This is a genomic window from Labrys wisconsinensis, from assembly GCF_030814995.1.
Classification (GTDB): domain Bacteria; phylum Pseudomonadota; class Alphaproteobacteria; order Rhizobiales; family Labraceae; genus Labrys; species Labrys wisconsinensis.
This window is the reverse complement of the sequence record NZ_JAUSVX010000015.1, coordinates 25,887-52,384: the sequence shown is the minus strand read 5'-3', so window position 1 is coordinate 52,384 and position 26,498 is coordinate 25,887. Positions and strand designations below refer to the sequence as shown.

Here is a 26,498-nt window from a genome sequence, read left to right as displayed (position 1 = left end):
CGCGCGGACATCCCGCCGTCTCCGCGTCGCGGAGGCGGCGGGCCCGCGTCGGACGCCGCTCAGCTCAGCGGATCCGGCAGGGCCTCGGCCAGCCGGTCGATGGCGAGGCGCACGCGCAGCGGCAGATGCGGGGTCTGCGGCCAGACGGCGTGGATGTCGAAGACGAGGCCGGGATGGTCGGCCAGGACCCGCACCAGGCTGCCGGCCCGCACATGCTCGCGGATCAGCCAGCAGGGCAGCCAGGCGAGGCCGGCCCCGGCGGCGGCCGCGTCGGCGATGGCGTCGAGATCGTCGAAGCGCAGGCGGCTGCGCGGCTGGAATGCGACGGGCGGCGCACCGTCGGCGGGAAAGAGCCAGGACTTGACCAGGCCGGGCCGGCCATAGACCACAGCCTCGTGCCGCCCGAGATCGGCGATGCCGCGGGGCGTGCCGTGCTCGGCGAGATAGGCCGGCGCGGCGCAGACGGTCATGCGCTGGCTGCCGATCCGCCGGGTCATCAGGCCGACGCCGTCGCCGGTGCCGCCGTTGCGGATGGCGAGGTCGAAGCCGTCCTCCATCAGGTCGACCAAGCGATCGCTGAAGTTGAGGTCGAGCTCGAGCCCGGGATGCAGGCGCGCGAGCCCGGTCAGGATCGGGGCGACGCAGCGGCGGCCGAACAGCACCGGCATGGAGACGCGCAGCCGGCCGACGACCTCGCGCTTGCCGGATTCGAGCATGGCCTCGCCGCTGCGGATCTCGGCCAGCGCCCGGAGGCAGCGTTCGTAGAAGGCCTGGCCGTCCTCGGTGAGCGCCTGGCTGCGCGTGGTGCGGTGGAACAGGCGCGCGCCGAGCCGCCGCTCCAGCCGCGCCACGGTCTTGCCCACGGCGGACCGCGACAGGTTCAGCCGCACCGCCGCGGCCGAAAACCCGCCCGCCTGCACGGTCTCGACGAAGATGGCGAGGCCGGAGAGATGATCGACCATTGTCGCCTCGAAGGCACCAATTCTGAGACATCTTATCGTCACTGGCGACAATGGCGCAACGCTATCGTAGGCCGACCGCCTGCGGGCGCTTCGTTGGGAGCACGACATGACGATGAGACGCTGGACCATGGACGCGATCGGCCGCGATCGCCTGAGCTTCGGCACCGCTGCGATCCCCGACCCCGGCCCGGGCGAGGTGCTGGTCAAGGTGGCTGCGGTGTCGCTGAACTACCGCGACAAGCTGGTGATCGAGACCGGCATGGGCCTGCCGCTCACCTTTCCCTTCGTTCCGGCGTCGGACATGGCGGGGAGCGTGGTGGCGACGGGGCCGGGGGCCGACCGGTTCAAGCCGGGCGACCGGGTGATCTCCACCTTCATCCCCGGCTGGATCGATGGGCTGAACGCCGGCAACGCCCGTCGGCCGCCCTACAAGACGCTCGGCGGCTTCCATCAGGGCGTGCTGTCCGAGTACATCGCCGTCCCCGAGAGCTGGCTGGCGGCGTCGCCGGCGAGCCTCGACGACGAAGAGGCGAGCACCTTGCCCTGCGCCGGGCTGACCGCCTGGTTCGCCCTGGCCGAGCGCGCCCAGGTCCGGCCCGGTGAGACCGTGCTCGTGCACGGCACCGGCGGCGTCGCCCTGTTCGGCCTGGCGATCGCCCGGGCGCAGGGCGCCGAGGTGATCGTCGTCTCCGGCAGCGCGGAGAAGCTCGCCCGCGCCAAGGCCCTCGGCGCCACCCATGTCGTCGACCGCACGGCGGGCAACTGGGTGGAGGCGGTCTACGCGCTGACCGGCGACCGCGGCGCCGACCATATTCTCGAGATCGTCGGCGGCGCCCATCTCGGCCGTTCGATCGAGGCGGCGGCGATGGGCGGGCGCATCTCGGTGATCGGCGTGCTCGACGGCTTCGAGGTGTCCGGGCCGGTCGGCCCGCTGATGCTGAAGGGGCTGACCGTCCAGGGCATCGGCGTCGGCCATCGCCGCGCCCTGGAGGACTTCGTCCGCGCCGTCGATCGGCTGGCGCTGAAGCCGGTGATCGGCGCCCGCTACGGCCTGGCCGAGCTGCCCGAGGCCCTCGCCGCCCTCGACCGCGGGCCGTTCGGCAAGCTCGTGGTGACGATGGGCTGAGGCGCGTCGGCTGGCCGCCTGCCGCTCGCGGCGGCCAGCCCCTCGCTGATCGCCGCGACGTCGAAGGGCGTGGTCTGGTAGATCTGATTGATCCAGTTGCCGAACAGGAGATGGGCATGGCTGCGCCAGCGGTTCTGCGGCTGGCGGCTCGGGTCATCCTTCGGGAAATAGCCGTGCGGCAGCTGGATCGACTTTCCCGCGCCGAGGTCGCGGAAATACTCGTCCGCCAGCGACTGGGAATCGTACTCGATGTGGTTGAACATGTGCAGCGAGCGATGGGCGGGGTCGTGGAGCAGGCACAGCCCGGCCTCGTCGGAGTCCATCAGCACGCTCATGCCGCTCGCCGCGGGGATGTCCTCGCGCCGCACCTCGGTCCAGCGTGACACGGGGATGGAGAAGTCGTCGGAGAAGCCGCGCAGATAGGGCGAGGCCGGCGCCAGGTTGCGGTGGCTGTAGACGCCGAACGCCTTGCTCGGCAGCGCATGCTTGGGCATGCCGTGGAAGTGATGGACCGCGGCCTGCGCGCCCCAGCAGATGTTGAAGGTGCCGTGGACGTTGATCTGGCTCCAGTCGAAGATGCGACGCAGCTCGTCCCAGTAGGTCACCTCCTCGAACGGGATCAGCTCCACCGGCGCACCCGTCACGATCAGGCCGTCGAACTTCTCGGCGCTGACGTCCTCCCAGGTCCGATAGAACGAGATCATGTGCTCGCTCGGCGTGTTGCGCGAGACGTGGTTGGTGATCTTCACCAGCGTCAGCTCGACCTGGAGCGGCGTGGCGCCGAGCAGCCGCGCGAACTGCGTCTCGGTCTTCATCTTGTTGGGCATCAGGTTGAGCAGGGCGATGCGCAGCGGCCGGATGTCCTGGCGCACCGCATCGGTTTCGCGCATCACCATCACACCCTCGGTTTCCAGGGTGGCGCGGGCGGGAAGATCGTCGGGAATCTTGATCGGCATCGGTCTGTCTCGTTGTCCCCGGCACCGGGCGGCCGGCTCGGTCGTCCTCGGCGACCGGCACGCCATGGGCGGACCAGTCCCCTTGCATCGCGAGAGAGCAGACGCTGTGGCGGGACCCGTTTGGTTGCCGGTTCGGCCACATCCTCCCTCATCGGGAGCGCCACCTTGCTCGGGAAGCAGGTTGGCGTTGGGCGTCGGCCCAACTCTTGATGTGCTGCCGTTCGTAAGCGGCTTCGCGCGATTTTGCAATGGGCAAGCGAGCCGCCTCGTCCGGCCCGACGTGGCGTCACTCGGCCACGAGCGCATCGGCCCGCGGCCGGAGCCGCGCCAGGATCCAGAGCATGACGGCGCAGGCGGCGAACACCGCCGAGGCGACGGCCGCATTGGCCGTGAAGTCGGGACGCAGCCCGTAGAGCCGGGCGCTCGCCAGCCCGCCCAGCGTGGCGCCGCTCTGGTAGACCGCGTTGAGCGTGGCGTTGAGGCTGCCCCGCCGGCCGGCGGGAACGAGCGTCATGGCGCCGCCCAGGATCAGGGCGAGCATCAGGTCGCGGCCGAAGGCGAAGAGGCCATAGGCGAGCGCCTGGGCCAGCGGCCTGCCGACGCCGAGCGGGACCAGCGGCATCAGCAGCGCGATCGCCAGCGAGGCCATGGCGCAGGCGACGAGGCCGTGGCCGAAGAGCCGCGACAGCCGCGGGGACAGGAGCGCGCCGGCCAGGCCGCCGAGCTCGCCGAGAAACAGCACCAGGCCGATCACCCCCGTGCCCGCACCGGCCAGGCCGTGCTGCACCAGCCAGCCGGGATAGAGCCCGAGGAAGACATACATCCCGGCGGACCAGCAGAAATAGCAGGCGAGCAGCAGGCCCGTGCCGCTTGCCGGCGAGCGCGGCAGCAGCCGCTCGCGGTAGCTCCGCCAGGAGACCGGCGCGCCGGGCATCTCCGCGGCCGCCGGCAGCGCCGATGCCGCCACGGCCAGGGCCAGGCAGACGGCGGCGAAGAGGATCAGCGAGGCCCGCCAGGAGACCAGGCCGCCCAGCAGCAGCCCGAGCGACATGGAGACCAGGAAGGCGATGGGCGCTGCCGAGGTGACGATGCCGGCGGCGCGGGCGCGGCCCGATGGCGGCACGTGGTCGGCGATGGCGGCGAACACCGAGGCGCCGACCATCGGCATGAACAGGCCGGTCGCCGCCCGGCCGAGCACCACCGGCGCGGCGCTGTGCCCGGCGGCGGTCGCGAGCAGGAGCCCGGCGCAGCCGGCCGCGCCCGCGACGATGAAGCGCCGGCGCCCGTAGCGGTCGATGAACGGCCCCAGGGCGAGATTGGCGAGGAGGGCGACGACGGGAAAGGCCGCCAGCACCAGGCCCGATTCGCCGGGGGTCAGGCCGATGTCGTGCTGCATGAAGGGCAGCAGCGGGATCATCATCGCGACGTTGAAATTGATCACGAAGAACGCCGCCCACAGGACTATGATGACGAACATGCCGCCTCCGCCGCGAATCCCGGGCGGATCTTCCATGAGACCGGCGATCCCGTGCAGAGGAGAAATCGTGCCAGCACTGCCAACACCAGGATCGGAGCGCGCCGGCAATGGCTGAGCTGCGCGAGGAGCTCTCCCGATTCCTGAAGGCGCGGCGGGCAGGGCTGACGCCGGAAGCGGTCGGGCTTCCGGCGGGGCGCGGCCGGCGCCTGCCCGGCCTGCGCCGCGAGGAGGTGGCCGCGCTCGCCGGGGTCGGGCTGACCTGGTACACGTGGCTGGAGCAGGGTCGGGCGATCCGCGTCTCGGCGCCGTTCCTCGACAATCTCGCCCGCGCGCTGAGGCTGAGCGAGGTGGAGCGGCTGCACCTCCTCGCCCTGGCTCAGGCCGGGCCGGCCCTCGCCGCTCCGCCGGCCCCGCCGGCCTCGGCCCTCGCCAAGCTCCAGGCCATCCTCGACCGCATCGACAGCCCCGCCTATGCCCGCAACGAGCGCTTCGACGTGCTCGCCTGGAACGCCGCCAACACCCGGACGTTCGGCGACTTCGGCGCTATCCCGGCGGCGGAGCGCAACGTCCTCCGCCTGATGTTCACCCGCCCCCACGAGCGCAAGGCCATGCCCAACTGGGAGCAGGACGCCCGCAGCCTGGTGGCGAAGCTCCGCCTGAACTATGGCCGGGCCGCCGGCAGCGCCGACCTGGCCGCTCTGGTTGAGCAGATGAGCGCCTGCAGCGCCGATTTCCGGCGGATGTGGGCGGACCAGGAGGTGACCGACGCCGGCGAGGGCATCTATGTCTACCGCACCGCGCGCGGCACTTCGGCCTTCCAGCACACGACCCTGATCCCCGAAGTGCTGCCGGAGCTGCGCATCGTCGTCTATGTCGCGGTGGACCAGGCCTGACCGGCTCGTCAGGCCAGCTGGGCCGCCTCCGCCTCGCCGATCACCGAGAGGCGCATGGCCGCATGCAGCAGATGGCTTCGCATCGCCTCGCGGGCCCGCGCGGCCGAGCCCTCCCCGATGGCCCGGTGAATGCGCCGGTGCTCCTCGATCACCGCATCGACCAGCGCCGGCTGCTTGAGCGTGTTGGTACGGGCGATGGTCACGCTCTCGGAGAGCAGCGAGGAGAGATAGCGCTGGAAATCGGCAAGCTTGCCGTTGCCGCTGGCGGCGGCCACGGCGCGATGGAACTCGATGTCGGCCCCGACGCCGACATCGGCGCCGTGCTTGGTGCGGTCCATCTCGCCGAGCCAATGGGCCAGCACGGCGAGATCCGCTTCGCTGCGCCGGACCGCCGCCAGCGCCGCGGCTTCCACCTCCAGGCACAGGCGCAGCTCGAAGATCTCGCGCAGGGCGACGCCCTGCGTCACCTCCTCGTCGCGGATGCGGAAAGAGCGCTGCAGCGGCGCGGTGGCGACGAAGACGCCCGCCCCCTGGCGGCTGACGAGCATGCCGTCGGCCTTGAGGCGCGACACCGCCTCGCGGATGACGGTGCGGCTCACCCCGAAGCTCGCCGCCAGCTCCGGCTCGGTCGGCAGCCGGTCGCCGGCCGCGAATCGGCCTGTCTCGATGTCGCGCTGCAACGCGGCCACGACCTTTTCGGCCAGGGGCAGCGGCCTGCCGATGCGGCGGTCCGCCTCCTCCGTGCCGAGCGGCGCGGCCGCGGCGCCGCGCAGCACCCGCTCATCGACCGCCACGCGCGTCTCTCCCCTGGCCCGCCGGCAACAGCTTGCCGGGATTGAGAATGTTATGCGGATCGAGAGCCCGTTTCAAAGCGCTCATCAGCGCGAGGTCGACGGCGCTCTTGTAGCGCCCGAGGCTGGCGATGCGCATCTGGCCGATGCCGTGCTCGGCGCTGAAGCTGCCGCCGCGGGCCATCGCCAGGTCCTCCACCGCGCAGGTGATGTCCTGGTAGAGTGGACCGATCGCGGCGACGCTGCAGCCTTCGGGCGGGCGGACATTGACGTGGAGGTTGCCGTCGCCGAGATGGCCGAACACGTTGAGGCGGTAGCCGGGAAAGCGCCTGCGCACCAGCGCCTCCACGGCCGCGACGGTCTCCGGGATGAGCGCGATCGGCACGGCGATGTCGTGCTTGACCGCGCCGCCGTCGGCGAGCTCGGCGTCGGAGATCTCCTCGCGCAGGCGCAGGAGCTGGAGCCGCTCGCGCTCGCTCTGGGCGACGACCGCATCGAGGGCGAGGCCGCCGGCGAGCGCTTCCTCCAGGACGGTCTCGGCCGCATGCCGGAGCGGATGGTCGGCGGCAGGCGAGGAGAGCTCCAGCAGCACATAGGCCGGCGCATCGAAGGGTGGTCGCGCGCCCGGAACCCGGCGCGCGACGAGGCGCATGGCCTCGCCCGAGACGAATTCGCACATCGTCAGGGCCGTCCCGGCCCGGTCGCGGGCCGCCTGGAACAGGCGCAATGCGCTCTCCACCGTCGGCACGCCGGCAAGCGCGGTGACGCGCTGCGTCACGGCCGGGAACAGGCGCAGGCAGGCGGCCGTGACGATGCCGAGCAGGCCCTCGGCGCCGATGAAGAGCTGCTTGAGGTCGAAGCCGGTATTGTCCTTGCGAAGCGGTCGCAGGCCCTCCCAGATGCTGCCGTCGGGCAGCACCACTTCGAGGCCGAGCACCAGGGCGCGCATCGAGCCATAGGCCAGCACCTGCAGGCCGCCGGCGTTGGTGGCGACGAGGCCGCCGATCTGCGCCGTGCCTTCGGCGGCAAGGCTCAGCGGGAAGAGCCGCCCGGCCCCGGCCGCCAGCTCCTGCACGCTCTGCAGCGTGGCGCCCGCCTCGACCGTGACGCTGTCGCCGACGGTGTCGAGCGCGCGCACCGCCGCCATGCGCCGCAGCGTGAGCACCACCTGCGGGGCGCCCTCGGCCGGCACCGCTCCGGCGACGAGACCGGTATTGCCGCCCTGCGGCACGACGCCGACGGCCGCCTCCGCGCAGATCCGGACGGCCGCCGCGACGTCGGCCGTGCTGCCCGGCTGGACCACGCAGAGCGCGGGATGGGCATGCAGGCGCCGCCAGTCGGTCTCGAAGGCGGCCCGATCCGCAGGGCTGGTCAGGACCGCGCCCGGCGGCAGCGCCGCGGCGAGCCGCGCCACGACCGGATGCTGGAGCGATTGGTCCTGCGGCAAATTCATAATATGACCATGTGACGAAGTGACATTGACATGGTACGAAACTCGTGGAAATTTGCAAAACAATTCGCAGACGGCGTCCCGACCGCCCGGGACCGCACGCAGATCGAGGGAGGCCGGCATGACGTCCACGGACCGCGGACCCAACGAGACGATCTTCACGCTCGAGGCGACCCAGCTCAAATACGGCCACGGCGCCGTGGAGGAGCTCGGCTGGGAGCTGAAGCGGCTGGGGCTCGCCCGCGTGCTGCTGGTGGCCGATCCGCACCTGCGCCGGCTCGGCCTCACCGAGCGGGTGCAGGGGATCATCGAGCAGGCCGGGGTGAGGGTCACCACCTTCGAGGACATCCATGTCGAGCCGACGATCGATTCCTTCGGCGCGGCCGCCCGCTTCGCGGCCGAGCAGGACGTCGACGGCTTCGTGGCGCTCGGCGGCGGCTCGACCATCGACACGGCCAAGGTCGCCAACCTGATCCGCACCCATGGCGGGGCCATCATCGACTATGTCAACGCGCCCGTGGGTGGCGGGCGCAAGCCGCCCTCGCCGCTCAGGCCCCTGATCGCCGTGCCCACCACCTCCGGCTCCGGCTCGGAAGCCACCACCGTGGCGGTGCTCGACATTCCCGACCTGAAGATGAAGACCGGCATCTCGCACCGCACCATGCGCCCGACCCTGGCGATCGTCGATCCGGAGCTGGCGCGCACCACGCCCGCGGCGGTGACGGCGGCCTGCGGGCTCGACGTGGTCTGCCATGCCGTCGAGTCCTTCATCTCGCGGCCTTTCGACGCCCGGCCCCGGCCGGCGACGCCGGACGAGCGGCCGCCCTACCAGGGCAGCAACCCGGTGGCGGACATCTGGTCGCTGAAGGCGATCGAGTTCGGCGGACGCTATCTCCGGCGCGCGGTGCGCGACGGCGACGACCTGGAAGCGCGCGGCACGATGATGCTCGGCGCCACCATGGCCGGCATCGGCTTCGGCACGGCCGGCGTGCATATCCCGCACGCCTGCGCCTATCCCCTCGCCGGCCTCAAGCACGGCTACCGGGCGGAGGGCTATCCGACCGGGCACAATTTCGTGCCGCACGGCTTTTCCGTGATCGTCACCTCGCCGGCCGCCTTCCGCTTCACCTATGACGCCGCGCCGGACAAGCACATCCGGGCGGCGGAGCTCCTGACCGGCGGCCCGATCACCGATCCCGGACCGCACTCCCTGCCCGACGCCCTGATCGCGCTGATGAAGGACGTCGGCGCGCCGGCGGGCATCGCGGCGCTCGGCTACGAGGACGCCGACATCCCGGCCCTGGTGCAGGGCGCGCTCAAGCAGCAGCGCCTGCTGGTGGGAGCCCCCAAGGCAGCCGGCGCCGCCGAGATCGAGACCATCTTCCGCCAGTCGATCGCCAACTGGTAGCCATCGCCCCGCACGAACGCCAAAGGAGGAAACGATGAGCGACATCGAGCTTCACATGTTCCAGAGCGGAACGCTGAAGTGCAAGGTGCACAACATCAAGATGAACCAGGGCCTGAACGAGGATTACGAGATCCCCGTGCCCTGGTTCCTCCTCAAGCACCCCAAGGGCATCGTGGTGATCGACGGCGGCAACGCGGTGGAATGCGCCCGGGATCCCCGCACCTATTGGGGCGGCATCGTCGACGTCTACTGGCCGGTCATGACGGAAGACGACGGCTGCGTGCAGCGGCTCGAGCGCACGGGCATCCGGGCCGAGGACGTCACCCACGTCGTGCAGTCGCACCTGCATCTCGACCATACCGGCGCCATCGGGCGCTTCCCCAACGCGGTGCACCTCGTGCAGCGCCGGGAATACGAATATGCCTTCACGCCCGACTGGTTCGCGCGCGGCGGCTATATCCGCAACGACTTCGACCGGCCGGGCCTGAAATGGCAGTTCCTGGAGGGCGAGGCCACCGACGGATTCGACCTCTTCGGCGACGGCACGCTGAAGATGGTCTTCACGCCGGGCCATGCGCCGGGCCACCAGTCCTTCCTGGTGACCCTGCCCAAGAGCGGGCCGCTCCTGCTCACCATCGACGCGGCCTATACGCTCGACCACTGGAACGAGAAGGCGCTGCCTGGCTTCCTCGCCTCCACCGTCGACACGGTCCGCTCGGTGCAGAAGCTGCGGACGCTGGCCGCACGGACCGGCGCTCAGGTGGTGACCGGCCATGATCCGGACGCCTGGCCGAAGTTCAGGCAATCGCCGGGCTTCTACGACTGAGCGCCTCGCCAATCCCGGCTGCACGCGCCGGCCGGCCCGGCAGGGCTTTCCCGCATCGCCGCGGTGGCCTATGCCAGGCTGGTCAGTCTAGGAGGACAACGCGTGTATCTCGACAAGTACAGGCTCGAGGGCCAGACGGCCTTCATCACCGGCGGCGGCCGCGGCATCGGCCTCGCCACGGCCGAGGCCCTGCTGGAAGCCGGGGCCAAGGTGATCATCTCCGACCACAGCCAGGCCCTGCTCGACAGCGGCCGGGCCGCGATCGCCGCATCGGGGCGCAGCGTCGAGACCATGCTGCTCGACGTGACCCGGCCCGAGGACGTGGCGCGCGTCGCGGCCGAGGCCAATGACCGCCACGGACCGGTCGACATCCTCGTCGCCAATGCCGGCATCGCCTGGCCGGACACGCCGGGCGAGGCGATCCCCGACGAGGTCTGGCTCAAGATCATCGATGTCGACCTCAACGGCGTCTACTGGTCCTGCCGCGAGTTCGCCAAGCCGATGCTGGAGCGCGGCCGCGGCGCCATCGTGACGCTCGGCTCGATGTCCGGCCTGATCTCGAACAAGCCGCAGCGTCAGGCCCATTACAACGCCGCCAAGGCCGGCGTGCACCACCTCACCAAGTCGCTCGGCGGCGAATGGGCCGAGCGCGGCGTGCGCGTCAACTGCGTGGCGCCGACCTATGTCGACACGCCGATGTCGAGCGGCAGCTTCAACGACCCCGCCCGCTTCCCGACCTGGATGGAGTTCACGCCGATGAAGCGGGTGGCGCGCCCCGACGAGATCGCCTCCGCCATCCTGTTTCTGGCCACCGACGCCTCCAGCGCCATGACCGGGACGACGGTCGTGGTGGATTGCGGCTACACCATCTGGTGACGGCCGCGCCGCGGCCGGCGGGGGCCGGGCAAGCGGCCCCGCTCGCCGACAATGGCACCGACATCGCCGAACTCTGCTAAAGTCTTGCGATTCTGCAGGATTTGCGTGCCCGCCCCCCGGGCGGGCGTTCGCAGATCCCGCCCAGGAGGATTCGCACCCTGTCCGAGCCCGCACCGCCCGAGGCCAGCGCGACGCGCGTGATGCTGCACACCGTCGCGCGGCTGCACTACGAGGGGGACCTGTCGCAGATCGAGATCGCGCGCCGGCTCGGCATCTCGGCGGCGACGGTGTCGCGCCTGCTGCGCCGCGCCCGCGACGAGGGCATCGTCCGCATCGAGGTGCGCGATCTCGTCGCCCCGGAGGACGTGACGCACCAGCTCGTCGAGGCGCTCGGCCTCAGGCGCGCGGCGCTGGTCGAGACGACCGAGGTGGGGCTGCTCGCCTCGCTCGCCGGGCCGGTCGGCCAGCTCCTGAGGGAAGCCGGCCTGCGCGACGGCTCGGTGCTCGCCATCGGCTGGGGCCGCGCGGTGCGCGAGGTGATCCGCGCCGGCCTGCCGCGCCTGCCCGGCGTGATCACCGTGCCGGCGACCGGCGGCATGCAGGAGCCGGCGCCGCACTTCCAGATCAACGAGTTCGTGCGCCTCGCCGCCGAGCAGATCGCCGGGACGCCGCAGTTCATCCACGCCCCCTACCTGCCGTCGCGCGCCCTGCGGGACGCCTTCCTCGCCGATGCCGCGATCCGCGAGCGGCTGGGGCTGTGGGAGCGCATCGACGTGGCCCTGGTCGGCGTCGGCCTGCCGCACGCCGTCGATCCCGTCCATGCCGGCGCGGCGACGTCGAGCGAGAAGGCGCTCCCGCATGCGGCCGGCGACGTCATCCGCCACTATTTCGACGCGGAGGGACGGCTGCTGCCCTGGGACGGCGACGAGCGCCTGATCGCCGTCTCGGCCGACCAGCTGCGCGCCGTGCCGCTGGTCATCGGCGTCGCCGCGGCGCCCGGCAAGGCCCGGGCGATCATCGGCGCGGTGCGGGCGCGGCTGATCAACGCCGTGGTCACGGACGTGGCGACGGCCCAGGCCATCCTGGCGGTGCTGCACGGCGGGACTGCATCCACGCGCGGGCCGTAGCTTGGCTCGGGAGCGCCTTAGGTCTCGACGGGGAATAAGTGAATCGAATCGGTGTAGCCAGTTGCGGCGGGGCCAGACGCGTTCCTATCGGTCCATGCTCGACGCCTGGGCCTTCCCTCCCCCTTGTGGGGAGGGATAAAGGGTGGGGGTCGTGCAGAACGAGGCGGATCGGATGTTAAAGGGCGCGCTGTGACGAGCGCTGCGCCCTATCCTGATGGACCCCCACCCCTTACCCCTCCCCACAAGGGGGAGGGGATCGGCTGGCGTCGCGTTTGAAGCACTTATTCGTCGACACTTCCTTAGGTCTCGACGGGACGGGCTCACGTCCTCAAAGGCAATTCGGAGACGCTGCAGTCGCGAAGCGCCATTGCCTCCGATTGTTCGACACTTTGACCATGAACCCAGACCGATGACAGAAGCGCAGCTTCAACGGAGTGGTCCCGAACCTTTCGCGTTGTTATCACCTTGAGCGGCAAACGATCGGCCATCGTGCCGCGGGGCGAAGGGGGGAATGCGGATGGGCTGTGATATCGGGGCATATGCGGAGCGCCGGGCAGGCGGCGCGTGGAAGGCCATTCCCAGACTCCGCCCCTTCGATCGGCGAGACTATGGCATGTTCGGGTTCCTTGCCGACGTTCGGAACTATTCTGGTGTCCCGCCGATTTCCGGACCACGCGGATTGCCCAAGGATGCAAGCCGAGCCCTTCGTCGGCTCCATCGCTGTTGGGACCCTGAGATCGGCGAGGATGCCGATTCAGCGTCGCGTCATTCCACGTCCTGGCTTTCCCTGCACGAGCTGACGAATTTCGACTATGACCAAGACGTCGAAGATCGGCGTGTGAATGGACAGAAATTGGACGGCATATGGTACGGTGCCAGCACCTGCGCGCCGGGCAAAGGCAGGATGACCACCTACCGTGCACTTCTTGGCAATGCGTTCTTTGAAGACCTTCGGATGCTGCGAGCCGCCGATGCCGAGCGCATCATCTTCTGGTTCAGCGACTGACGTCATCGACGCCTAACGCAGGCTCGACGTTGATGCGAAGCTGCGTCAGAGCCGCGACGTGGACCGTCTCCCCCCGCACGCTCGGAAATACCGCTCCGCCTGCGCTTGAAAGGTCGCCTTTGCGCATCCTCTTCACCTTCGCCGGGGGGACCGGCCATCTCCTGCCGCTGCTTCCCTTCGCGCGCGCCGCCCGGGAGCGGGGTCACGCGGTTGCCTTCGGCTGCCAGGCGGTCCTGCTGCCGACGGTCGAGCAGGCGGGCTTCGCCGCCTTCGATACGGCCGGCACCTCCTTCCGGGACGAAAGCGAGCGCGCGCCGCTGCTGCGGCCGGACCCGGCGCGGGAAGACAGGGCGGTCCGCGAGGGCTTCGCCCGCCGCATCGCCCGCGAGCGCGCCGCAGCGATCCTCGATCGGGCGGGGAATTGGCGCCCGGACCTCCTGGTCTGCGACGAGATGGATTTCGGCGCCATGGTGGCGGCCGAGCGCCTGGGGCTGCCGCATGCGCAGGTGCTGGTCATCGCCAGCGGCGCCCTGGCGCGCCGCGAGCTGATCGCCGAGCCGCTGCAGGCGCTACGCGCCGAGCACGGCCTGCCGGCGGATCCGGGCCTCGCCATGCTGAGCCGCCATCTCGTGCTCTCGCCCTTCCCGCCCGGCTTCCGCGATCCCGCCTTCCCGCTGCCGGCGACTGCGCATGCGTTCCGGCCGGGCAGCGTGCCCGCTCCGGATGCCGGACCGCCAATCCGGCCGGCCGGGCGGCCGACGGCCTATGTGACGCTCGGCACGGTGTTCAACGTCGAGTCCGGCGACCTCTTCCGCCGGGTGCTGGCCGGGATCGGCAGCTTGCCGCTGGACGTGATCGCGACCGTCGGCCCGCAGATCGATCCGGCCGAGCTCGGCCCCCAGCCCGGCCATATCCGGATCGAGCGCTACGTCGACCAATGGACGGTGCTGCCGCATTGCGACCTCGTGGTCTCGCATGCGGGATCGGGCACGGTGATGGGTGCGCTGACGCACGGCCTGCCCATGGTCCTGCTGCCGATGGGCGCCGATCAGCCCTTCAACGCCCGGCGATGCCTGGAGCTCGGCGTCGCCCGTGTGCTCGACCCGGTGGAAGCGACGCCACGGATGATCCGCGAGGCCGGCGCCGCCGTGCTCGCGGACCCTGCCTATCGATCCGCGGCGCAGTCCTGGCGCGAGGCCATCGCCGCGCTTCCCGAGCCGGCGCTGGCCGTGCCCCTGATGGAACGGCTCGCTGCGGCTGGAAAGAACGCCGCCCCCCGGGTTCAGGCGTAGCGAGCGACGACCATGCAGACGAGCGCCGCCGCCAGGAGGCCGGCGGCGATGCGCTGCGCCACGGCGACACGGGCGCGCGCGGCATCCGCGTCGAAGCCGCCGCCGGCGAGGCGCCGGACCGCCGGCCCCGCCACGGCGCCCTGGACGCCGGCGGCAGCAATGGCACAGGCGGCGCCGAAGGCCAGCACCTGCTCCGGCGCCTCGAACACACCCTCGTGCAGCAGGTGCCAGAGATAGCCGCCGGTGACGACGGCAATGACGGCGGCGCCCATCTGCGGACGGAACAGGCGCTCGCCGCCCTGGCCGCCCAGCCGGGCCAGCACGAAGCTGGTGCCGGCCCAGAACACGGCGGAAAGGACGTGGAGCGACAGGGCGATGACCAGAACGATCGACATGACAGCACTCCGGGATGGCGGTATAATTCGTTATACAGTATGTTTATCGAAATCTCCAGAGCGTCGATGCCCCCTCGCCCCTATGTGAGCCCCCACCGCGATGCGGCCGCCGCGATCCGGCGAGCCGAGGTGGTCGCGGCCGCCAGCCGGGTGCTGCGGGGGAGCGAGGGCCTTGCCGCCTTCTCGCTGGATGCGGTGGCCAAGGCCGCCGGGGTGACGCGGCTCACCGTCTACAACCAGTTCGGATCCCGCCGCGGCCTGCTGGAAGCGGTGCTCGACGATCTCGCCCGCCAGGGTGGGCTTGGCCGCATCCCCGAGGCGATGGCCATGCCGGCGCGAGCCGGGCTGGACCGGCTGGTCGAGATCTTCTGCGATTTCTGGGGCGGCGACCCGGCGATGCCGAGCCTGCAGGCGGCGAAGGCCGTCGACCCGGATTTCGCCCAGGCCCTCGCCGAGCGCAACGAGCGGCGACGCCTGCTGATCGGCGCGCTGGTCGAGCGGCTGCCGCCGGACGAGAGACCGGACGCGTCGCGGCACCGCGACGCCGTCGACCTGATCTTCGCGCTGACCGGCCACGCCATGTTCGAAACGCTGCATGCAGGGCGGACGACGGAGGAGGTCTGCACCCTCCTCAAGTCGGCCTGCGCCGCGGCGCTGGCGGGATAGGTCGCGCCGATTCAGGGCACCTGCAGCGTCGTCACCGTGCGCTTGCCGGCCGTGACCTCGAACTCGGCCTCGACCTTGGCATCGCCCTTGACGGCGACGGCCTTGTACCTGCCGACCGGCAGCACATAGCTGCCCGGCAGGGTGTAGAGCGTGGTGAGGTCGTTGCTCTGGTCGCCGTAGATGTCCTCGCCGGACGCCAGGATCTTGACGCTGTCGGCCCCGGGCGCCTCGAAGGCGGCGACGCCGGCATCGATCGGCAGCACCAGATCCAGGCTGTCGCCCGGCCTGATCTCGAAGGGAAAGCTGCGGTTCACGCCGTCGACGCTGACGCGGGCGCGGTAGCTCCCGGCCGGCAGGTCGAACTGCGGCTCGCCGGCATAGGCGTCGGCCACGCTCTTTTCGTCCTCCACCGGCTGGGCGCCCGGCAGGATCTCGACATGGGGGTCCTTCACCGCCGGGCCGCCGGGTGAGAAGGTGACCCTGCCCTTGAGCCGGCCGACGCCGGCGACGATCTCGACCGCCGTGGTGTCGCCGGGCGCGATCTCGACGTCGCGCGTCAGCTTTGCCGCGCCGAGCGTCAGCTCCACGCTGTATTCGCCGGCGGGAATGACGGTCGAGGTCTCAGGGTCATAGGCGGTGTAGATTGCCTCGTCCACGCCCTTGCGGCTCACCTTCCAGACCACGTCGCCCTGAGCGGTGACGGATTCGGTGCGCTTGGCCCTGAGCCCCAGCCGGCCGGCGTTCAGCACGACGTCGAGCCGGTTCATCCGGCCCGCGGCGATGGTCACCTGCTGCCGGAACTTCACCGCTCCCACCTCGACGGCGGCGACGTAGTCGCCCGGTTCGAGCCGGGCGCGGATGTCGGGTTCATAGACGGTGTCGACATGCTCCGGCTCAACGCCAGCCGGCGCCGGCTTGTAGAAGGCCCAGGAGATGCCCTCCTTGCCGACGAGCGGATCGTCGTCGGCGGACAGCCGAACCGAGCCGGTCAGGTTCCATTCGGGCTGCGGCTCCTCCTTGGGCGGCGAAGGAGCCGGCGGCGGCGCCGGCGCGGCAGGTGCCTGCGCCACGGCCACCGCCTTCTGGATCGCCGCGACGAGCTCGCCGGCATTGGCGGCGGTGAGGGCGAGGCCGCCGGTCTTCTCGGCCATGCAGGCGAGCTGGTTCGTCGCGTCCGGGTCCTGGATGTCGAAGCCGACGGTGTGGACGGTGAGGCCGATGTCCCGGGCCTTCAGCTCCGCCGCCACCGCGCAGGGATCGGCCTGGCAGGTCTCCAGGCCGTCGGACACCAGGATCACGCTGGCCGGCCCCTCGACCCCCGCGAGCTGGTCGGCCGCCACGCGCACGGCCTGCGTCATCGGCGTCCTGCCCTTGGGCGAGATCGCGCCGACCGTCGCCATCAGGGCGGCGGGGTCGACCGGGCCGACCGGCTTCACCACCTCGATGTCGCCGCAGTCACCCTTGCGGCGATGGCCGTAGACGACGAGGCCGAGCTGATCCTGCGGCCGCCAGTCCTTCAGGATGGTGCCGACGGTGTCGCGGGCGATCTCGATCTTGGTCTGGTTGCCGATGCGGCTCCACATCGAGCCGGAGGCGTCGAGCACCAGCACGACGCGGGCGCCGTCCTCGGCCGCCCAGGCCCCGGACGGCAGGACCAGAGCGAGGACAACGAGAGCGAAGAGACGGCGGAGTGCAAGGCCGGCGCGTGCGATCATGGCGATTCCATCCCGTTTGACGCAGGAATTGCCATCTATTGCGTCAAGGTCAAGCCCGCCTGTATCCGGGGAGACAGCCGGTCAGTGGGCTTTGCCGGTGGTGAAATAGAAATCGGTCGGCGGCAGCGAGCCGTAGACGAAGGGCTCCTGCCGGCGGCCGGTCTCCTTCAGCACGTCCTCGCGGACCTCGCGGAACACCTTGTTGATCTCGACGTCCGGTTCGACGAAACGCTTGGCCAGGGCCGCCGCGAACGGGCTGTCCCCGCCGTCGCCGTCCTCGGCGGTGCTGCCGTCCTTGGCGGAATAGGCGATGAGCGTGGCCTGGTCGGGCTCGACCCGGGCCAGGCCTCGGCCGACCGAGCGCTCGGCTGAGGTCCGCTTCATCTGGGCCAGGAAGGGATTGTTGCGGCAGGCGTCGAGCACGATCAGCCGCAGCTTGCCGGCACCCGAGACGGCGGACAGGATCCGGTCGAGCGGGATGGCCTCGTCCGGCACGTCGCGATCGCTCTCCAGCCGGGCGTCGACCGGCACGAGATAGTTGACGCCGCCAATCTCCAGGCCGTGGCCGGCATAGTAGACCACGGCCCAGTCGGCCTTGTCGGCCTTGGCCTCGAAGTCGCGCAGCACCGCGACGAAGGCCTGGCGCGAGAGGTCGTCCACGGTGACGACCGAGGTGAAGCCGTCCTGCCGCAGGGCCGCGGCGACGAGGTCCGCGTCGCGCTGCGGATTGGGCAGGGCCCCCACGGCGGCGTAGTGGGAATTGCCGATCACCAAGGCGACGCGCACCTCGGGGGGCCCGGCCGAAGGCGGGCCGCCCCCTGCGGGCACCGTCGCGCCTGTCGGCGGCGCCAGGGCTGCCTGGGCCTGCTTCAGCGCATCCGCCATGGAGAGGGGCTCGCCGTCGCTGAAATGCGGGTCGAGGACGAAGGCCTGGGTGAAGGCCGTCACGGCATTGGCATAGTCGTGCTGGGCGAGGTAGGCCCGGCCACAAACGTCCCTGGCGAGGATATATTTGGGATCGAGGGCGGCGCTCTCCATGCAGTCGGCCACGGCCAGTCCGAGCTCGTCCCTCCTCAGGTGAACCACCGCCCGGTTGCCGAAGGTGACCGCGTTCTTCGGGTTCAGGCGGATGGACTCGTCGTACGCTGCCAGCGCCCCGCCAGAGTCGCCGTGGTCGAGCGCAGCGCTGGCGCGGCTGTTGAGGCCGACCGTCAGGTTCTGGATCGCCGGGCCGAAGGCCGCGTCCAGCGCCAGGGCCTTGTGGTAGTCGTCGATCGCCTGGTCGAGACGGTCGGTCACCTGATAGGCGAGACCGCGATAGAAGAAGGCGTTCTTGCGGTTGGAGACGGATTCTCCGTCGCCCCGGTCGAGAATCCAGGAGCAGGCCGAGATGATGCCGGCATGATCATTCCCGCCATTGCAGGCGGCATAGTTGTCCTGCGCCGGAGCGGCGGACGCGGAGCCGCACAGGGCGAGGAGCAGGAGGAGAACACCCGGGGGCAGGGTCGTGCGCATGGCCGGCCTGACGTCTGACGTTGGGGAACAGCGCAGAATGCCAGATGCAGTGTGGCGAAAATGAGCCCTCGGACGAGGCGCTGCCGCGCAGGACGGGCGGAGGTGTGACCGGCGGCACTGGGGCGTGCCGCCCGGAGCATCCGGCACGCGCCTTCGTGCCGGACCGCCCGTCGACGGCACCCGGAGGGGGTGCAACGGCTCCCGACCTCAGCACGCGGCCAGACTGGCCTTGCGCAGCAGGAGGCGCGACCCAGTCCGCCTTGGCCTCGAAGTCGCGCAATGCCGCGACGAAGGCCTGGCGCGAGAGGTCGCCCAGGGTGACGACCGAGGTGAAGCCGTCCTGCCGCAGGGCTGCGGCGACGAGGTCCGCGTCACCGCGCGCCAGCCGGCGGCGGCAGGGCGGCCTGGGCCTGCTTCAGCGCGTCCGCCATCGAGAGGGGCTCGCCGTCGCTGAAATGCAGATCGAGGGCAAAGGCCTGGGTGAAGGCAGCCACGGCATTGGCATTGTCGTGCTGGGCGAGGTAGGTGCGGCCGCAGATATCCCGGGCGAGGATGTATTTGGGATCGAGGGCGATACCTTCCGTGCAGTCGGCCAGCGCCAGCCCCAGCTCGCCCTTCTTCAGATGGGCCGCAGCCCGGTTGCTGACGCTGACCGCGTTTTTCGGGTCCAGCCGGACGGACTCCTCGAACGCCGCCAGCGCGGAGTCATAGTCGCCGCGGTTGAACGCATCGCTGCCGCGCTTGTTGAGACCGACCGAGAGGTTCTGGATCGCCGGGCCATAGGCGGCGTCCAGCGCCAGGGCCTTGTGGTAGTCGTCGATCGCCTGGTCGAGATGGTCGCTCACCTGATAGGCGAGGCCGCGATAGAAGAAGGCGATCTTGCGGTTGTTGGCGGATTCCCGGCCGCCCCGGGCGAGCACCCAGGAACAGGCCGAGATGATGCCGGCATGATCTTTCCCGCCATTGCAGGCGGCATAATTGTCCCGCGCCGGAGCGGCGGACGCGGGGCCGCACAGGACGAGGAGCAGGAGGAGAACACCCGGGGACAGGGTCGTGCGCATGGCTGGCCTGACGTCTGACGGTGGGGAACAGCGCAGGATGGCTGACACAGTGCGGCGGAAATGAGCCCTGGACCAGGTGGAGTGGCGCCCGCCCGCCGGACATGTGACCCATGGCACAGGGCGGCCTGCGCAACGCATGCGGCGCCGGCCGCCGCCCCGGGGCGGAGGGGCCGGCTTCAGCGCGCGGCCAGGTTCACCTTGCGCAGCAAGAGGTTGCGCACCGTGGCGGCGTGCCACTTGCCCTGGCGGCGCGTATGGATGCCGCGGGCGTTGAGGGCCGCGGCGATGGCATCGTAGCTGGTGATGCCGCTGGCCTGGATGGTCTCGATCACCGGCACCAGCGAGGCCGCGAAGGCGTCGGCATTGGCCTTCACCGCGGCCCGGCCCAACACGGCCGCCGTCTCGACCAGCCGCGGATTGCCCGGCCGCCGGCCGTCCAGCCTCGGCGCGGCGAGCGCCGCCTTGGTCCGCTCCGAGATGAGGGTCCGCGCCTTCGGCGGCAGCTCGTCATAGAGCCGCATCATGAACGGCAGCGCCTCGACGCCGGCTTCGGCGATGACGAAGGGGATCTCCTGCGCCATCAGGCCGGAGATCACCGCCACGTCGCCCGACAGGCGATCCAGCCGGCTGACCAGGATGGGGCAGCGGGCGACGCGCGCCGAAGCCATGGCCGCAGCCAGGTGCGGCCGATGCTCGATGGCCTCGCCTCCCCTGCCGGCATCCACCTCGATATGCTCGCCGATGATCCGGATGCCCTCCGCCTCGGCGAAGCTGCGGAGCGTGCGGCGCTGAGCCTCGATGTCCAGGCCGGGGCGCTTCTGCCCTGCTGCGGGAACACGAATATAGGCAATGGCAGTTCTCATGGTGCCGACGCTGCCGAAAGATCCTCACGCAACAATATCGTATAACATCAATCTCGACTTTGCAAATAACCAATTCCCATATTTCGCCAAGATTCGTCTGACAAGTGGTTTTCGGGTGTTAAAATTCCTTAATAATTTCGGGCGAATGCTGGCAAAGTCACGTCGAGACCCTCAAAGGTCCATAGTATAATTTCCAACCATTTTGAATATGGTGTCATTTTATCTGTCATTTTGCCGAATCGAGCTTCGAAAGCAGCAAATGCAACCATAGATGGCTCGACATAATTCACAGATTTATATTGGGTTTGCGCGGACCGGTCGCGCCTTATGACTGAGGCGCGAGGCCCGCTCGACTCGTCATCGCCCGACGGGAGTATCATGAAGCCGCCAAAGCTTGCCGCACGAGGCCAGGGCGCGCTTTTCTTGCCTCATAAGCCAAGATTTTTGTCCCGGGGAGCAGGCGAAACTTGCATTCCCGACGGAATGATGTGCTTCACTGCCATTGCGGCACAAAGGTCACAAGCTAGGCTGCATCTATGGATATCCCCGGCCCGGAGATCCCGGACAACCATCCCGATCGTCTCCACGATTGTCTGCTGGCGGTGGAGCCGGCCTTCCGGGCCCTTGCCGAGCAGGCGGAACTGGCGGGCTGGTCGCGCGAAGAGGTCGCCACCGCCCTGAACGGCCTCGCCTTCAGCCGAATGATGATGGTGCGCGAGATGGCGGCGGAGGATCCGCCGGCCGAACGCAAGCGGCGGGAGCACTGAGCGGCTTCAGCCCGACTTGAGTTTGCAGTTTCGTGCCAGGCCAATGCTGACCAGCACGCCGGAGCAATGGCGCTGAGGCCGCACGCCTCCCCGCGGGGGTGCGCCGAAGCATCGCGCTGGTCGGCCGATGCGCGGCGTGGACGCCGGCGGCCGGGCATGCGAAAAGGCGTCCTGCTCCTGCCATCGCCGATGGGGGTGAACCCGTGAGCGACATCAACGTCCAGCCGCGCACCAAGGTCGCGCCGAAGACACAACGCCCGCGCCTGTACAAGGTCATCCTCGTCAACGACGACTTCACGCCGCGCGAGTTCGTCGTCCTGGTCCTCAAGGCGGAGTTCCGGATGAACGAAGGCCAGGCCCATCGCGTCATGCTGACCGCGCACAAGCGCGGCGTCTGCGTGGTCGGCGTCTTCGCCAAGGACATTGCCGAGACGCGGGCGACGCGCGCGACCGACGCCGGCCGCAGCCGCGGCTATCCCCTGCTGTTCACCACCGAGCCGGAGGAATAGCCGGCCGGGCGCACCTCTTCCTCCACATGCCCTTCGCGCCGGTCATCGACGCCCTCGCGGCCGACATCGACGCGCTCGGCCCTATGGGGCGCCAGGCTCCTCACCGTCCGGGCCATCCGGCCGAGCCCGGCGGCCTGACAGCCGCGGCGCAGGCCCCCTATCCCGCCTCGCCGTCCGCACGGATCAGCGCGATGTCCCGGGCGGCGGCCCAGGCGGCGATGTCCTCGCGCTTGAGCGCGGCCGCCATCAGGTCGGGGAACTGGTCGGGCGAGCAGGCGAAAACCGGCGCACCCAGGGCGGCGAAGGCCGCGGCATGCCGGGCATCGTAGCCCGGACGGCCATCGTCGTTGAGCGCGAGCAGGACGATCAGGTTGACGCCGGCGGCGACGAGCGAGCGGGCCCGGGCCAGCATCTCGGCGGCGTTGCCGCCCTCATAGAGATCGGTGATCAGCACCAGATGCGTCCTCGCCGGCTCGAGCACCAGGCGCTCGCAGAAGGCCAGGGCCTGGTTGATGTCGGTGCCGCCGCCGAGCTGGACGCCGAACAGCACCTCGACCGGGTCCTTCAGCTCCTCGCTGAGGTCGAGCACGGCCGTGTCGAACACCACCAGCCTGGTGGCGATCGCCGGAATCGAGGCCAGCACGGCCGCGAAGATCGAGGAATAGACCACCGAGGTCGCCATCGAGCCTGACTGGTCCACGCACAGGATCACCTCCTCGGCATGGGAGCGGCGGGCGCTGCGGCCGTAGCCGACGAGGCGTTCGGGCACGATGGTGCGGTGCTCGGCCTGCCAGTGCCGAAGGTTGCGCGCGATGGTGCGCGGCCAGTCGATGTCGGGAAAGCGCGGCCGGCTCGTGCGCCGCTGGCGGTTGAGGGCGCCGCGGACCATCTCCACCGTCCGGCTCTCCAGACGCGCCATCAGCTCGGCGACCACCTTGGCCACCACCTGGCGCGCCGTATCCTTGGCCTTTTCCGGCATGGCCGACCGTAGCGCGACCAGATCGGCGATGAGGTGCACGTCCGGCTCCAGCGCGGCAAGGAACTCCGGCTCCAGCAGCATCTGCTTCAGGCCGAGGCGGTCGAACGCGTCCTTCTGCATCACCTGCACGACGCTGGCGGGAAAGAATTCCCGGATGTCGCCGAGCCAGCGGGCGACGCGCGGCGCCGAGGCGCCGAGGCCGGCGCGGCGCCCGCCGCTGTCCGGCCCGGTGTCGTAGAGCCCGGCGAGCGCCTGATCGAGCCGCCGGTCGCGCTCGCCGAGGCCTTCGGCGTCATCGCCGCCGAGGGCGAGGCGCCAGCGCCGCAGCCGTCCGGCCTCGTCGTCTTCGGAAAGCGCGCTCACGATCCCGTCTCCGCATCCAGGCCCAGGATGGTCAGCAGGAGCGGCAGCGCCGCCGCGAAGCCCGGCGCCTCCGCCGCGGCGGATGTCGGCGGCCGGGCCGCCGCCGGTCCGTCGTCGGCGGGCCGGCGGGCCAGGTCGAGCATGCGGCGGCGTTCGCCCCGGTCGATCGCACCGAAGGCACGGCGCAGCATCGGCAGCACCGCGACGAAGGGCTCCTCGTCGAGCGCGACCAGCCAGCGGTCGATCATGGCGCGCAGGGCCGCGTCGTGCAGCAGCACCTGCCCGGCATGGGCGAGGAAGCCCTCCAGCCAGCGCCCGGCCTCGAGCGGCGGCACGGACGGCGACAAGGCGCGGGAGAAGCAGGCCGCAGCCGCCTCCGCCGGCATGGCCCCACGGTCATAGAGTGCGCGGACGGCGAAGCCGCGCAGGAGCTCGTCGCCCTCGCCGTCATCGGCAAGCGCATGCAGGGCGCCGAGCCAGGCTTCGCTGGTGGCGGCGCGGTCGAGCAGCGCCAGAGCCTCGTCCAGCGCCGCGAGCGTGCGGCGCAGGGCCTCGGCCTCCGCCGGCTGAAGGCGGCGGCAGGCATGCACCAGCCCGGCGCAGACCGCCTCGGCCAGGCTGACCACCAGGAGCTGCAGCTCCGCCGCGGGAATGGCCCGGGCGGTGCCGTAGCGCAGCACGGCCGCGAGCGGCGGGACGGCGCCGGCCAGCGTCGCCACGTCGCTGGAACCGGCGGCGCGCGCCTGCAGGAGCGCGATGGTGGTGCGCGCGGCGGCATCGAGGCCGGCGAGCAGGCAGCTGCGGACGATGTCGGAGACCCCCGCCAGGGCTGGCGCGTCGCGCGCGGCGGCGACGGCGGCGTTGCCGGCGGCCTGCTCGACCGTCGTGCCATGCACGAGCGCCTCGGCGAGGCGGACCGAGAATTCCGGCTCCCAGCGCAGGCGCCAGTTCTCGCGGAAGGTGCCGCGGCTCGAGCCCGCCCCCTGCAGCCGGCCCCAGGGCACGCGGATCAGCGCGAGCCGGTGGAGAAGCAGCGATTTGGCGAGGCCGGCCTCGGTGCGCAGGTCGAGCGAGACGTCCTCGTCGAGGGCCTCGGGCTTGAGCTTCAGCCGCTTCTGCCAGCGGGCGAGATCGGCCGCGAGCGGCATCTGCGGCACGCTCTCGTCGATCGCGCCGACCGCGCGGCCGACCACGAGCTCGGTCTCGATCAGCGCCATCGGCGCCGGCTCGCCCAGGCAGAGCGTGGCGAGGCTGGCCTCCCGCATCTCCTCCAGGCCGGGCACGGCGAGATCGCGCAGGCCGGCGAGCGCCTGCGCCAGGCGCGCCGCCTCGATCACCGAGGCGGTGGAGGCCGGCCGGCCGTGCCGGCGCAGCAGCGCCGCCACCCGTACCTGCCAACGGGCGGTCGCGTCGCGCACCGGCAGCGCCGGCGCATCGCGGCCGCGTTCGACCTCGTTCCACAGATGGGCGTACCAGCCCGGCGAGGCGACGCCGGCGGCATAGCCGCTGGCGCTGGCCAGCCGCGTCTCGGTCCAGGGCACCCAGGTCGCGGAAACCTTCACCTTGGGCAGCCCCTTGAGCAGCGCCCGGTCCTCGGCCTGCGGCCGCCGCAGCCGCAGAGCCGGCAGATGCCAGGCGCCGCAGACGACCGCGACCGGCCCCTCCGTCTCCCGCAGCGCCGCCGCGACGGCAAGGCGCATATGGGCCTCGCGCCGCTGCTCGAGCACGCGGTCCTCGTCGGGCTCCGCGGCGCTCGCGTCGGCATGGCGGCGCAGCTCGGTCATCGCGGCCTCGATCGCCGCGAACACGGCCGGCCCGCCGGCTCCCTGCTCGATCAGGGCGTTCCACCAGGCCTCGCTGTCCCTGTAGCCGGCGATGCCGGCGAGATAGGCGAGCGGGTCGCGCCGGATGGCGAGGGCCTCGACGTCGGCGGGCGCCGGCACGGCCTCCTCTGCCGGCTCGCCCCCGTCCGGCTCCGCGGGGTCGGGATCCGGCGTCTTCGCCAGGCGGATTTCGGCCGGCAGATCGATGAAGCGCGCGGCCCGCCCTCGGGCGGCGGCCCAGCGCATGGCCTGCCATTCCGGGGAATAGACGGCGAAGGGATAGAAGCTGGCGTTGGCGGGATCGTCCCCGGCGTGCACCAGGATGGCGAGGGGCGGCACCATGCCGGGCGACCCGGCATGGACGATCAGATCGGAGACGTCCGCCGGCCCTTCGATGAGCACGAGCGTCGGGTCGAGGGCGTCGAGCGCGGTGACGAGATTGCGCGCCGAGCCCGGCCCGTGATGGCGGATGCCGAAGAGATGCAGCCGGTCCGCCGGCGCCATCTCACATCACCTCGCGGATCGCCGTGTAGAGATCCGTCCAGTCCTTGCGCTCGCGCACGACGGTCTCGAGATATTCCTGCATCACCACGCGGTCCTGCACCGGGTCCTTGACCACCGCGCCGACGATGTTGGCGGCGAGGCTCTGGGCATCGATCACGCCGGTGCCGAAATGGCCGGCCTCGGCCCAGGCGCCGATGGTGACGGCGATCGCCTCGGCGGTCGAGAGCGAGCCGGTGGGGGTCTTCAGCCTGAGCTTGCCGTTCAGCGTCTGGCCATCGCGCAGCTCGCGGAAGATCGTCACCACGCGGGCGATCTCGCGCTCGGCCGGCTCGATCTCCGGCAGCTCGAGGCTGGAGCCGATCTCGGCGACGCGCTTGACCACGATCGCCTGCTCCTCCTCGATGCTGGCCGGCAGCGGCAGCGCCACCACGTTGAAACGGCGCTTCAAGGCCGAGGAGAGCTCGTTGACGCCCTTGTCGCGATTGTTGGCGGTGGCGATGAGGTTGAAGCCGCGGCTGGCATGGACCGCGCCGTCGATCTCCGGGATCGGCAGGGTCTTCTCCGAGAGCACGGTGATGAGGGTGTCCTGCACGTCCGAGCCCATGCGCGTCAGCTCCTCGAAGCGCACGATCCGGCCCTGCTCCATGGCGCGCATCAGCGGGGTTGCCACCAGCGCCTCGCGCGAGGGGCCCTTGGCCAGCAGGATCGCGTAGTTCCAGCCGTAGCGGATCTGGTTCTCGTCGCTGCCGGCGGTGCACTGCACCAGCATCTGCGAGGAGCCGGAGATGGCGGCGGCCAGGTGCTCCGACACCCAGGACTTGGCGGTGCCCGGCACGCCGAGCAGCAGGAGGGCCCGGTCGGTGGCGAGCGTCGCCACGGCGGTTTCGATCAGCCGGCGGTTGCCGATATATTTCGGGCTGACCTCGACGCCCGACCGGGTCCGGCCGCCCATGAGATAGGTCACGACCGCCTGGGGCGAGAGGCGCCAATTGGCGGGGCGAGCGCGCTCGTCCTCGGCGGCGAGGGCGGCAAGCTCGTGGCCGAACAGGTCCTCGGCGGCGCCGCGCAGCTGGGCGCCGGCCTTCGATGCGTCAGGCTTGGGTGCGTCAGGCTTGGGTGCGTCAGGATTAGTCATGGCGCCTCTTCCC

At 70.8% G+C, this 26,498-nt stretch carries 23 protein-coding genes, 1 pseudogene and 1 riboswitch; of the genes and pseudogenes, 11 read left to right on the top strand and 13 right to left on the bottom strand.

Annotated features, from left to right (window positions below; genetic code table 11):
* Positions 1–59 precede the first annotated feature (59 nt).
* Entirely contained in the window at positions 60–962 is a 903-nt protein-coding gene (locus QO011_RS30755) for a LysR family transcriptional regulator (protein WP_307281014.1), read from the bottom strand.
* 106 nt (positions 963–1,068) lie between these two features.
* Here QO011_RS30755 and QO011_RS30750 point away from each other — a divergent pair, with 106 nt between their 5' ends.
* A complete protein-coding gene (locus tag QO011_RS30750) occupies positions 1,069–2,088 on the top strand; it encodes a zinc-dependent alcohol dehydrogenase family protein (protein WP_370882034.1) in 1,020 nt (339 codons plus the stop codon).
* 41 nt (positions 2,089–2,129) lie between these two features.
* Here QO011_RS30750 and metA read toward each other — a convergent pair.
* Both metA and QO011_RS30740 read right to left on the bottom strand, forming a co-directional pair.
* Positions 2,130–3,044: pseudogene (gene metA / locus QO011_RS30745) on the bottom strand (homoserine O-acetyltransferase MetA); the annotation flags it as partial.
* 110 nt (positions 3,045–3,154) lie between these two features.
* A riboswitch (SAM-I-IV-variant riboswitch) is annotated at positions 3,155–3,262 on the bottom strand.
* A gap of 68 nt (positions 3,263–3,330) precedes the next feature.
* Positions 3,331–4,521, bottom strand: coding sequence for an MFS transporter (locus QO011_RS30740; protein ID WP_307281011.1), 1,191 nt, complete (start codon positions 4,519–4,521; stop codon positions 3,331–3,333).
* A gap of 107 nt (positions 4,522–4,628) precedes the next feature.
* On the opposite strand from QO011_RS30740, the gene QO011_RS30735 reads away from it, so the two are divergent.
* On the top strand, positions 4,629–5,414 hold the full coding sequence (locus tag QO011_RS30735; RefSeq protein ID WP_307281009.1) for a helix-turn-helix transcriptional regulator: 786 nt from the start codon (positions 4,629–4,631) through the stop codon (positions 5,412–5,414).
* Between the two features lie 8 nt (positions 5,415–5,422).
* Here QO011_RS30735 and QO011_RS30730 read toward each other — a convergent pair whose 3' ends face one another.
* Positions 5,423–6,208, bottom strand: coding sequence for a FadR/GntR family transcriptional regulator (locus tag QO011_RS30730; RefSeq protein WP_307281006.1), 786 nt, complete (start codon positions 6,206–6,208; stop codon positions 5,423–5,425).
* Entirely contained in the window at positions 6,195–7,619 is a 1,425-nt protein-coding gene (locus QO011_RS30725) for an FAD-binding oxidoreductase (protein ID WP_307281004.1), read from the bottom strand. Before QO011_RS30725 ends, QO011_RS30730 begins: the two co-directional genes overlap by 14 nt.
* Positions 7,620–7,776: 157 nt before the next feature.
* Between QO011_RS30725 and QO011_RS30720 the strand changes: the two genes are divergently transcribed.
* The 6 genes from QO011_RS30720 to QO011_RS30695 all read left to right on the top strand — a co-directional run bounded on the left by QO011_RS30720 (position 7,777) and on the right by QO011_RS30695 (position 14,190).
* Positions 7,777–9,063: a hydroxyacid-oxoacid transhydrogenase gene (locus QO011_RS30720; RefSeq protein ID WP_307281003.1), complete on the top strand. Its 1,287-nt coding sequence runs from the start codon at positions 7,777–7,779 to the stop codon at positions 9,061–9,063.
* Positions 9,064–9,097: 34 nt separating this feature from the next.
* Positions 9,098–9,889, top strand: coding sequence for an AttM family quorum-quenching N-acyl homoserine lactonase (gene attM / locus QO011_RS30715; protein ID WP_307281000.1), 792 nt, complete (start codon positions 9,098–9,100; stop codon positions 9,887–9,889).
* 102 nt (positions 9,890–9,991) lie between these two features.
* On the top strand, positions 9,992–10,765 hold the full coding sequence (locus tag QO011_RS30710; protein WP_307280998.1) for an SDR family NAD(P)-dependent oxidoreductase: 774 nt from the start codon (positions 9,992–9,994) through the stop codon (positions 10,763–10,765).
* 200 nt (positions 10,766–10,965) lie between these two features.
* Positions 10,966–11,892: a sugar-binding transcriptional regulator gene (locus QO011_RS30705; RefSeq protein ID WP_307280995.1), complete on the top strand. Its 927-nt coding sequence runs from the start codon at positions 10,966–10,968 to the stop codon at positions 11,890–11,892.
* Positions 11,893–12,505: 613 nt separating this feature from the next.
* Entirely contained in the window at positions 12,506–12,898 is a 393-nt protein-coding gene (locus QO011_RS30700) for a hypothetical protein (protein ID WP_307280992.1), read from the top strand.
* 119 nt (positions 12,899–13,017) lie between these two features.
* Positions 13,018–14,190, top strand: a complete 1,173-nt coding sequence (locus tag QO011_RS30695; protein WP_307280991.1) for a glycosyltransferase — start codon at positions 13,018–13,020, stop codon at positions 14,188–14,190.
* Here QO011_RS30695 and QO011_RS30690 read toward each other — a convergent pair.
* Positions 14,181–14,585, bottom strand: a complete 405-nt coding sequence (locus QO011_RS30690) for a hypothetical protein (RefSeq protein WP_307280990.1) — start codon at positions 14,583–14,585, stop codon at positions 14,181–14,183. The two genes, QO011_RS30695 and QO011_RS30690, sit on opposite strands and share 10 nt — an antisense overlap.
* A 66-nt stretch (positions 14,586–14,651) precedes the next feature.
* Between QO011_RS30690 and QO011_RS30685 the strand changes: the two genes are divergently transcribed.
* Positions 14,652–15,251: a TetR/AcrR family transcriptional regulator gene (locus tag QO011_RS30685; RefSeq protein WP_307280989.1), complete on the top strand. Its 600-nt coding sequence runs from the start codon at positions 14,652–14,654 to the stop codon at positions 15,249–15,251.
* Positions 15,252–15,262: 11 nt separating this feature from the next.
* On the opposite strand, the gene QO011_RS30680 is transcribed toward QO011_RS30685, so the two are convergent.
* The 4 genes from QO011_RS30680 to QO011_RS30665 all read right to left on the bottom strand — a co-directional run bounded on the left by QO011_RS30680 (position 15,263) and on the right by QO011_RS30665 (position 20,405).
* Positions 15,263–16,966, bottom strand: coding sequence for a vWA domain-containing protein (locus QO011_RS30680; RefSeq protein WP_307280987.1), 1,704 nt, complete (start codon positions 16,964–16,966; stop codon positions 15,263–15,265).
* An 81-nt stretch (positions 16,967–17,047) separates the two neighbouring features.
* A complete protein-coding gene (locus tag QO011_RS30675; protein WP_307280985.1) occupies positions 17,048–18,481 on the bottom strand; it encodes a caspase family protein in 1,434 nt (477 codons plus the stop codon).
* A gap of 371 nt (positions 18,482–18,852) precedes the next feature.
* Positions 18,853–19,542 (bottom strand): tetratricopeptide repeat protein, encoded by a 690-nt coding sequence (locus QO011_RS30670; protein WP_307280983.1) that lies wholly within the window; start codon positions 19,540–19,542, stop codon positions 18,853–18,855.
* Positions 19,543–19,718: 176 nt separating this feature from the next.
* Positions 19,719–20,405 carry a recombinase family protein gene (locus tag QO011_RS30665; RefSeq protein ID WP_307280981.1) on the bottom strand — a complete coding sequence of 229 codons (687 nt, stop codon included), beginning with the start codon at positions 20,403–20,405 and terminating at the stop codon, positions 19,719–19,721.
* 536 nt (positions 20,406–20,941) lie between these two features.
* On the opposite strand from QO011_RS30665, the gene QO011_RS30660 reads away from it, so the two are divergent.
* Together QO011_RS30660 and clpS are read left to right on the top strand one after the other, a co-directional pair.
* Positions 20,942–21,172: a hypothetical protein gene (locus QO011_RS30660; protein ID WP_307280979.1), complete on the top strand. Its 231-nt coding sequence runs from the start codon at positions 20,942–20,944 to the stop codon at positions 21,170–21,172.
* A 203-nt stretch (positions 21,173–21,375) separates the two neighbouring features.
* A complete protein-coding gene (clpS, locus tag QO011_RS30655) occupies positions 21,376–21,681 on the top strand; it encodes an ATP-dependent Clp protease adapter ClpS (RefSeq protein WP_307280978.1) in 306 nt (101 codons plus the stop codon).
* 157 nt (positions 21,682–21,838) lie between these two features.
* Here clpS and QO011_RS30650 read toward each other — a convergent pair whose 3' ends face one another.
* Genes QO011_RS30650 through QO011_RS30640 form a run of 3 tightly spaced genes read right to left on the bottom strand, consistent with a single transcriptional unit; the run spans position 21,839 to position 26,485 of the window.
* Positions 21,839–23,023, bottom strand: coding sequence for a VWA domain-containing protein (locus QO011_RS30650; protein WP_307280975.1), 1,185 nt, complete (start codon positions 23,021–23,023; stop codon positions 21,839–21,841).
* Entirely contained in the window at positions 23,020–25,350 is a 2,331-nt protein-coding gene (locus tag QO011_RS30645) for a DUF5682 family protein (RefSeq protein ID WP_307280973.1), read from the bottom strand. Before QO011_RS30645 ends, QO011_RS30650 begins: the two co-directional genes overlap by 4 nt.
* A 1-nt stretch (position 25,351) precedes the next feature.
* Positions 25,352–26,485 carry an ATP-binding protein gene (locus QO011_RS30640; RefSeq protein WP_307280970.1) on the bottom strand — a complete coding sequence of 378 codons (1,134 nt, stop codon included), beginning with the start codon at positions 26,483–26,485 and terminating at the stop codon, positions 25,352–25,354.
* Between the last annotated feature and the right edge of the window lie 13 nt (positions 26,486–26,498).

What these genes read in the sequence shown, in the direction of transcription:
- QO011_RS30755 (WP_307281014.1), bottom strand. Translation starts at nt 962, where the DNA reads ATGGTCGATCATCTCTCCGGCCTCGCCATCTTCGTCGAGACCGTGCAG.
- QO011_RS30750 (WP_370882034.1), top strand. Translation starts at nt 1,069, where the DNA reads ATGACGATGAGACGCTGGACCATGGACGCGATCGGCCGCGATCGCCTG.
- QO011_RS30740 (WP_307281011.1), bottom strand. Translation starts at nt 4,521, where the DNA reads ATGTTCGTCATCATAGTCCTGTGGGCGGCGTTCTTCGTGATCAATTTC.
- QO011_RS30735 (WP_307281009.1), top strand. Translation starts at nt 4,629, where the DNA reads ATGGCTGAGCTGCGCGAGGAGCTCTCCCGATTCCTGAAGGCGCGGCGG.
- QO011_RS30720 (WP_307281003.1), top strand. Translation starts at nt 7,777, where the DNA reads ATGACGTCCACGGACCGCGGACCCAACGAGACGATCTTCACGCTCGAG.
- attM (WP_307281000.1), top strand. Translation starts at nt 9,098, where the DNA reads ATGAGCGACATCGAGCTTCACATGTTCCAGAGCGGAACGCTGAAGTGC.
- QO011_RS30705 (WP_307280995.1), top strand. Translation starts at nt 10,966, where the DNA reads ATGCTGCACACCGTCGCGCGGCTGCACTACGAGGGGGACCTGTCGCAG.
- QO011_RS30700 (WP_307280992.1), top strand. Translation starts at nt 12,506, where the DNA reads ATGTTCGGGTTCCTTGCCGACGTTCGGAACTATTCTGGTGTCCCGCCG.
- QO011_RS30690 (WP_307280990.1), bottom strand. Translation starts at nt 14,585, where the DNA reads ATGTCGATCGTTCTGGTCATCGCCCTGTCGCTCCACGTCCTTTCCGCC.
- QO011_RS30685 (WP_307280989.1), top strand. Translation starts at nt 14,652, where the DNA reads ATGCCCCCTCGCCCCTATGTGAGCCCCCACCGCGATGCGGCCGCCGCG.
- QO011_RS30680 (WP_307280987.1), bottom strand. Translation starts at nt 16,966, where the DNA reads ATGATCGCACGCGCCGGCCTTGCACTCCGCCGTCTCTTCGCTCTCGTT.
- QO011_RS30675 (WP_307280985.1), bottom strand. Translation starts at nt 18,481, where the DNA reads ATGCGCACGACCCTGCCCCCGGGTGTTCTCCTCCTGCTCCTCGCCCTG.
- QO011_RS30670 (WP_307280983.1), bottom strand. Translation starts at nt 19,542, where the DNA reads ATGCGCACGACCCTGTCCCCGGGTGTTCTCCTCCTGCTCCTCGTCCTG.
- QO011_RS30665 (WP_307280981.1), bottom strand. Translation starts at nt 20,405, where the DNA reads ATGAGAACTGCCATTGCCTATATTCGTGTTCCCGCAGCAGGGCAGAAG.
- QO011_RS30660 (WP_307280979.1), top strand. Translation starts at nt 20,942, where the DNA reads ATGGATATCCCCGGCCCGGAGATCCCGGACAACCATCCCGATCGTCTC.
- QO011_RS30645 (WP_307280973.1), bottom strand. Translation starts at nt 25,350, where the DNA reads ATGGCGCCGGCGGACCGGCTGCATCTCTTCGGCATCCGCCATCACGGG.
- QO011_RS30640 (WP_307280970.1), bottom strand. Translation starts at nt 26,485, where the DNA reads ATGACTAATCCTGACGCACCCAAGCCTGACGCACCCAAGCCTGACGCA.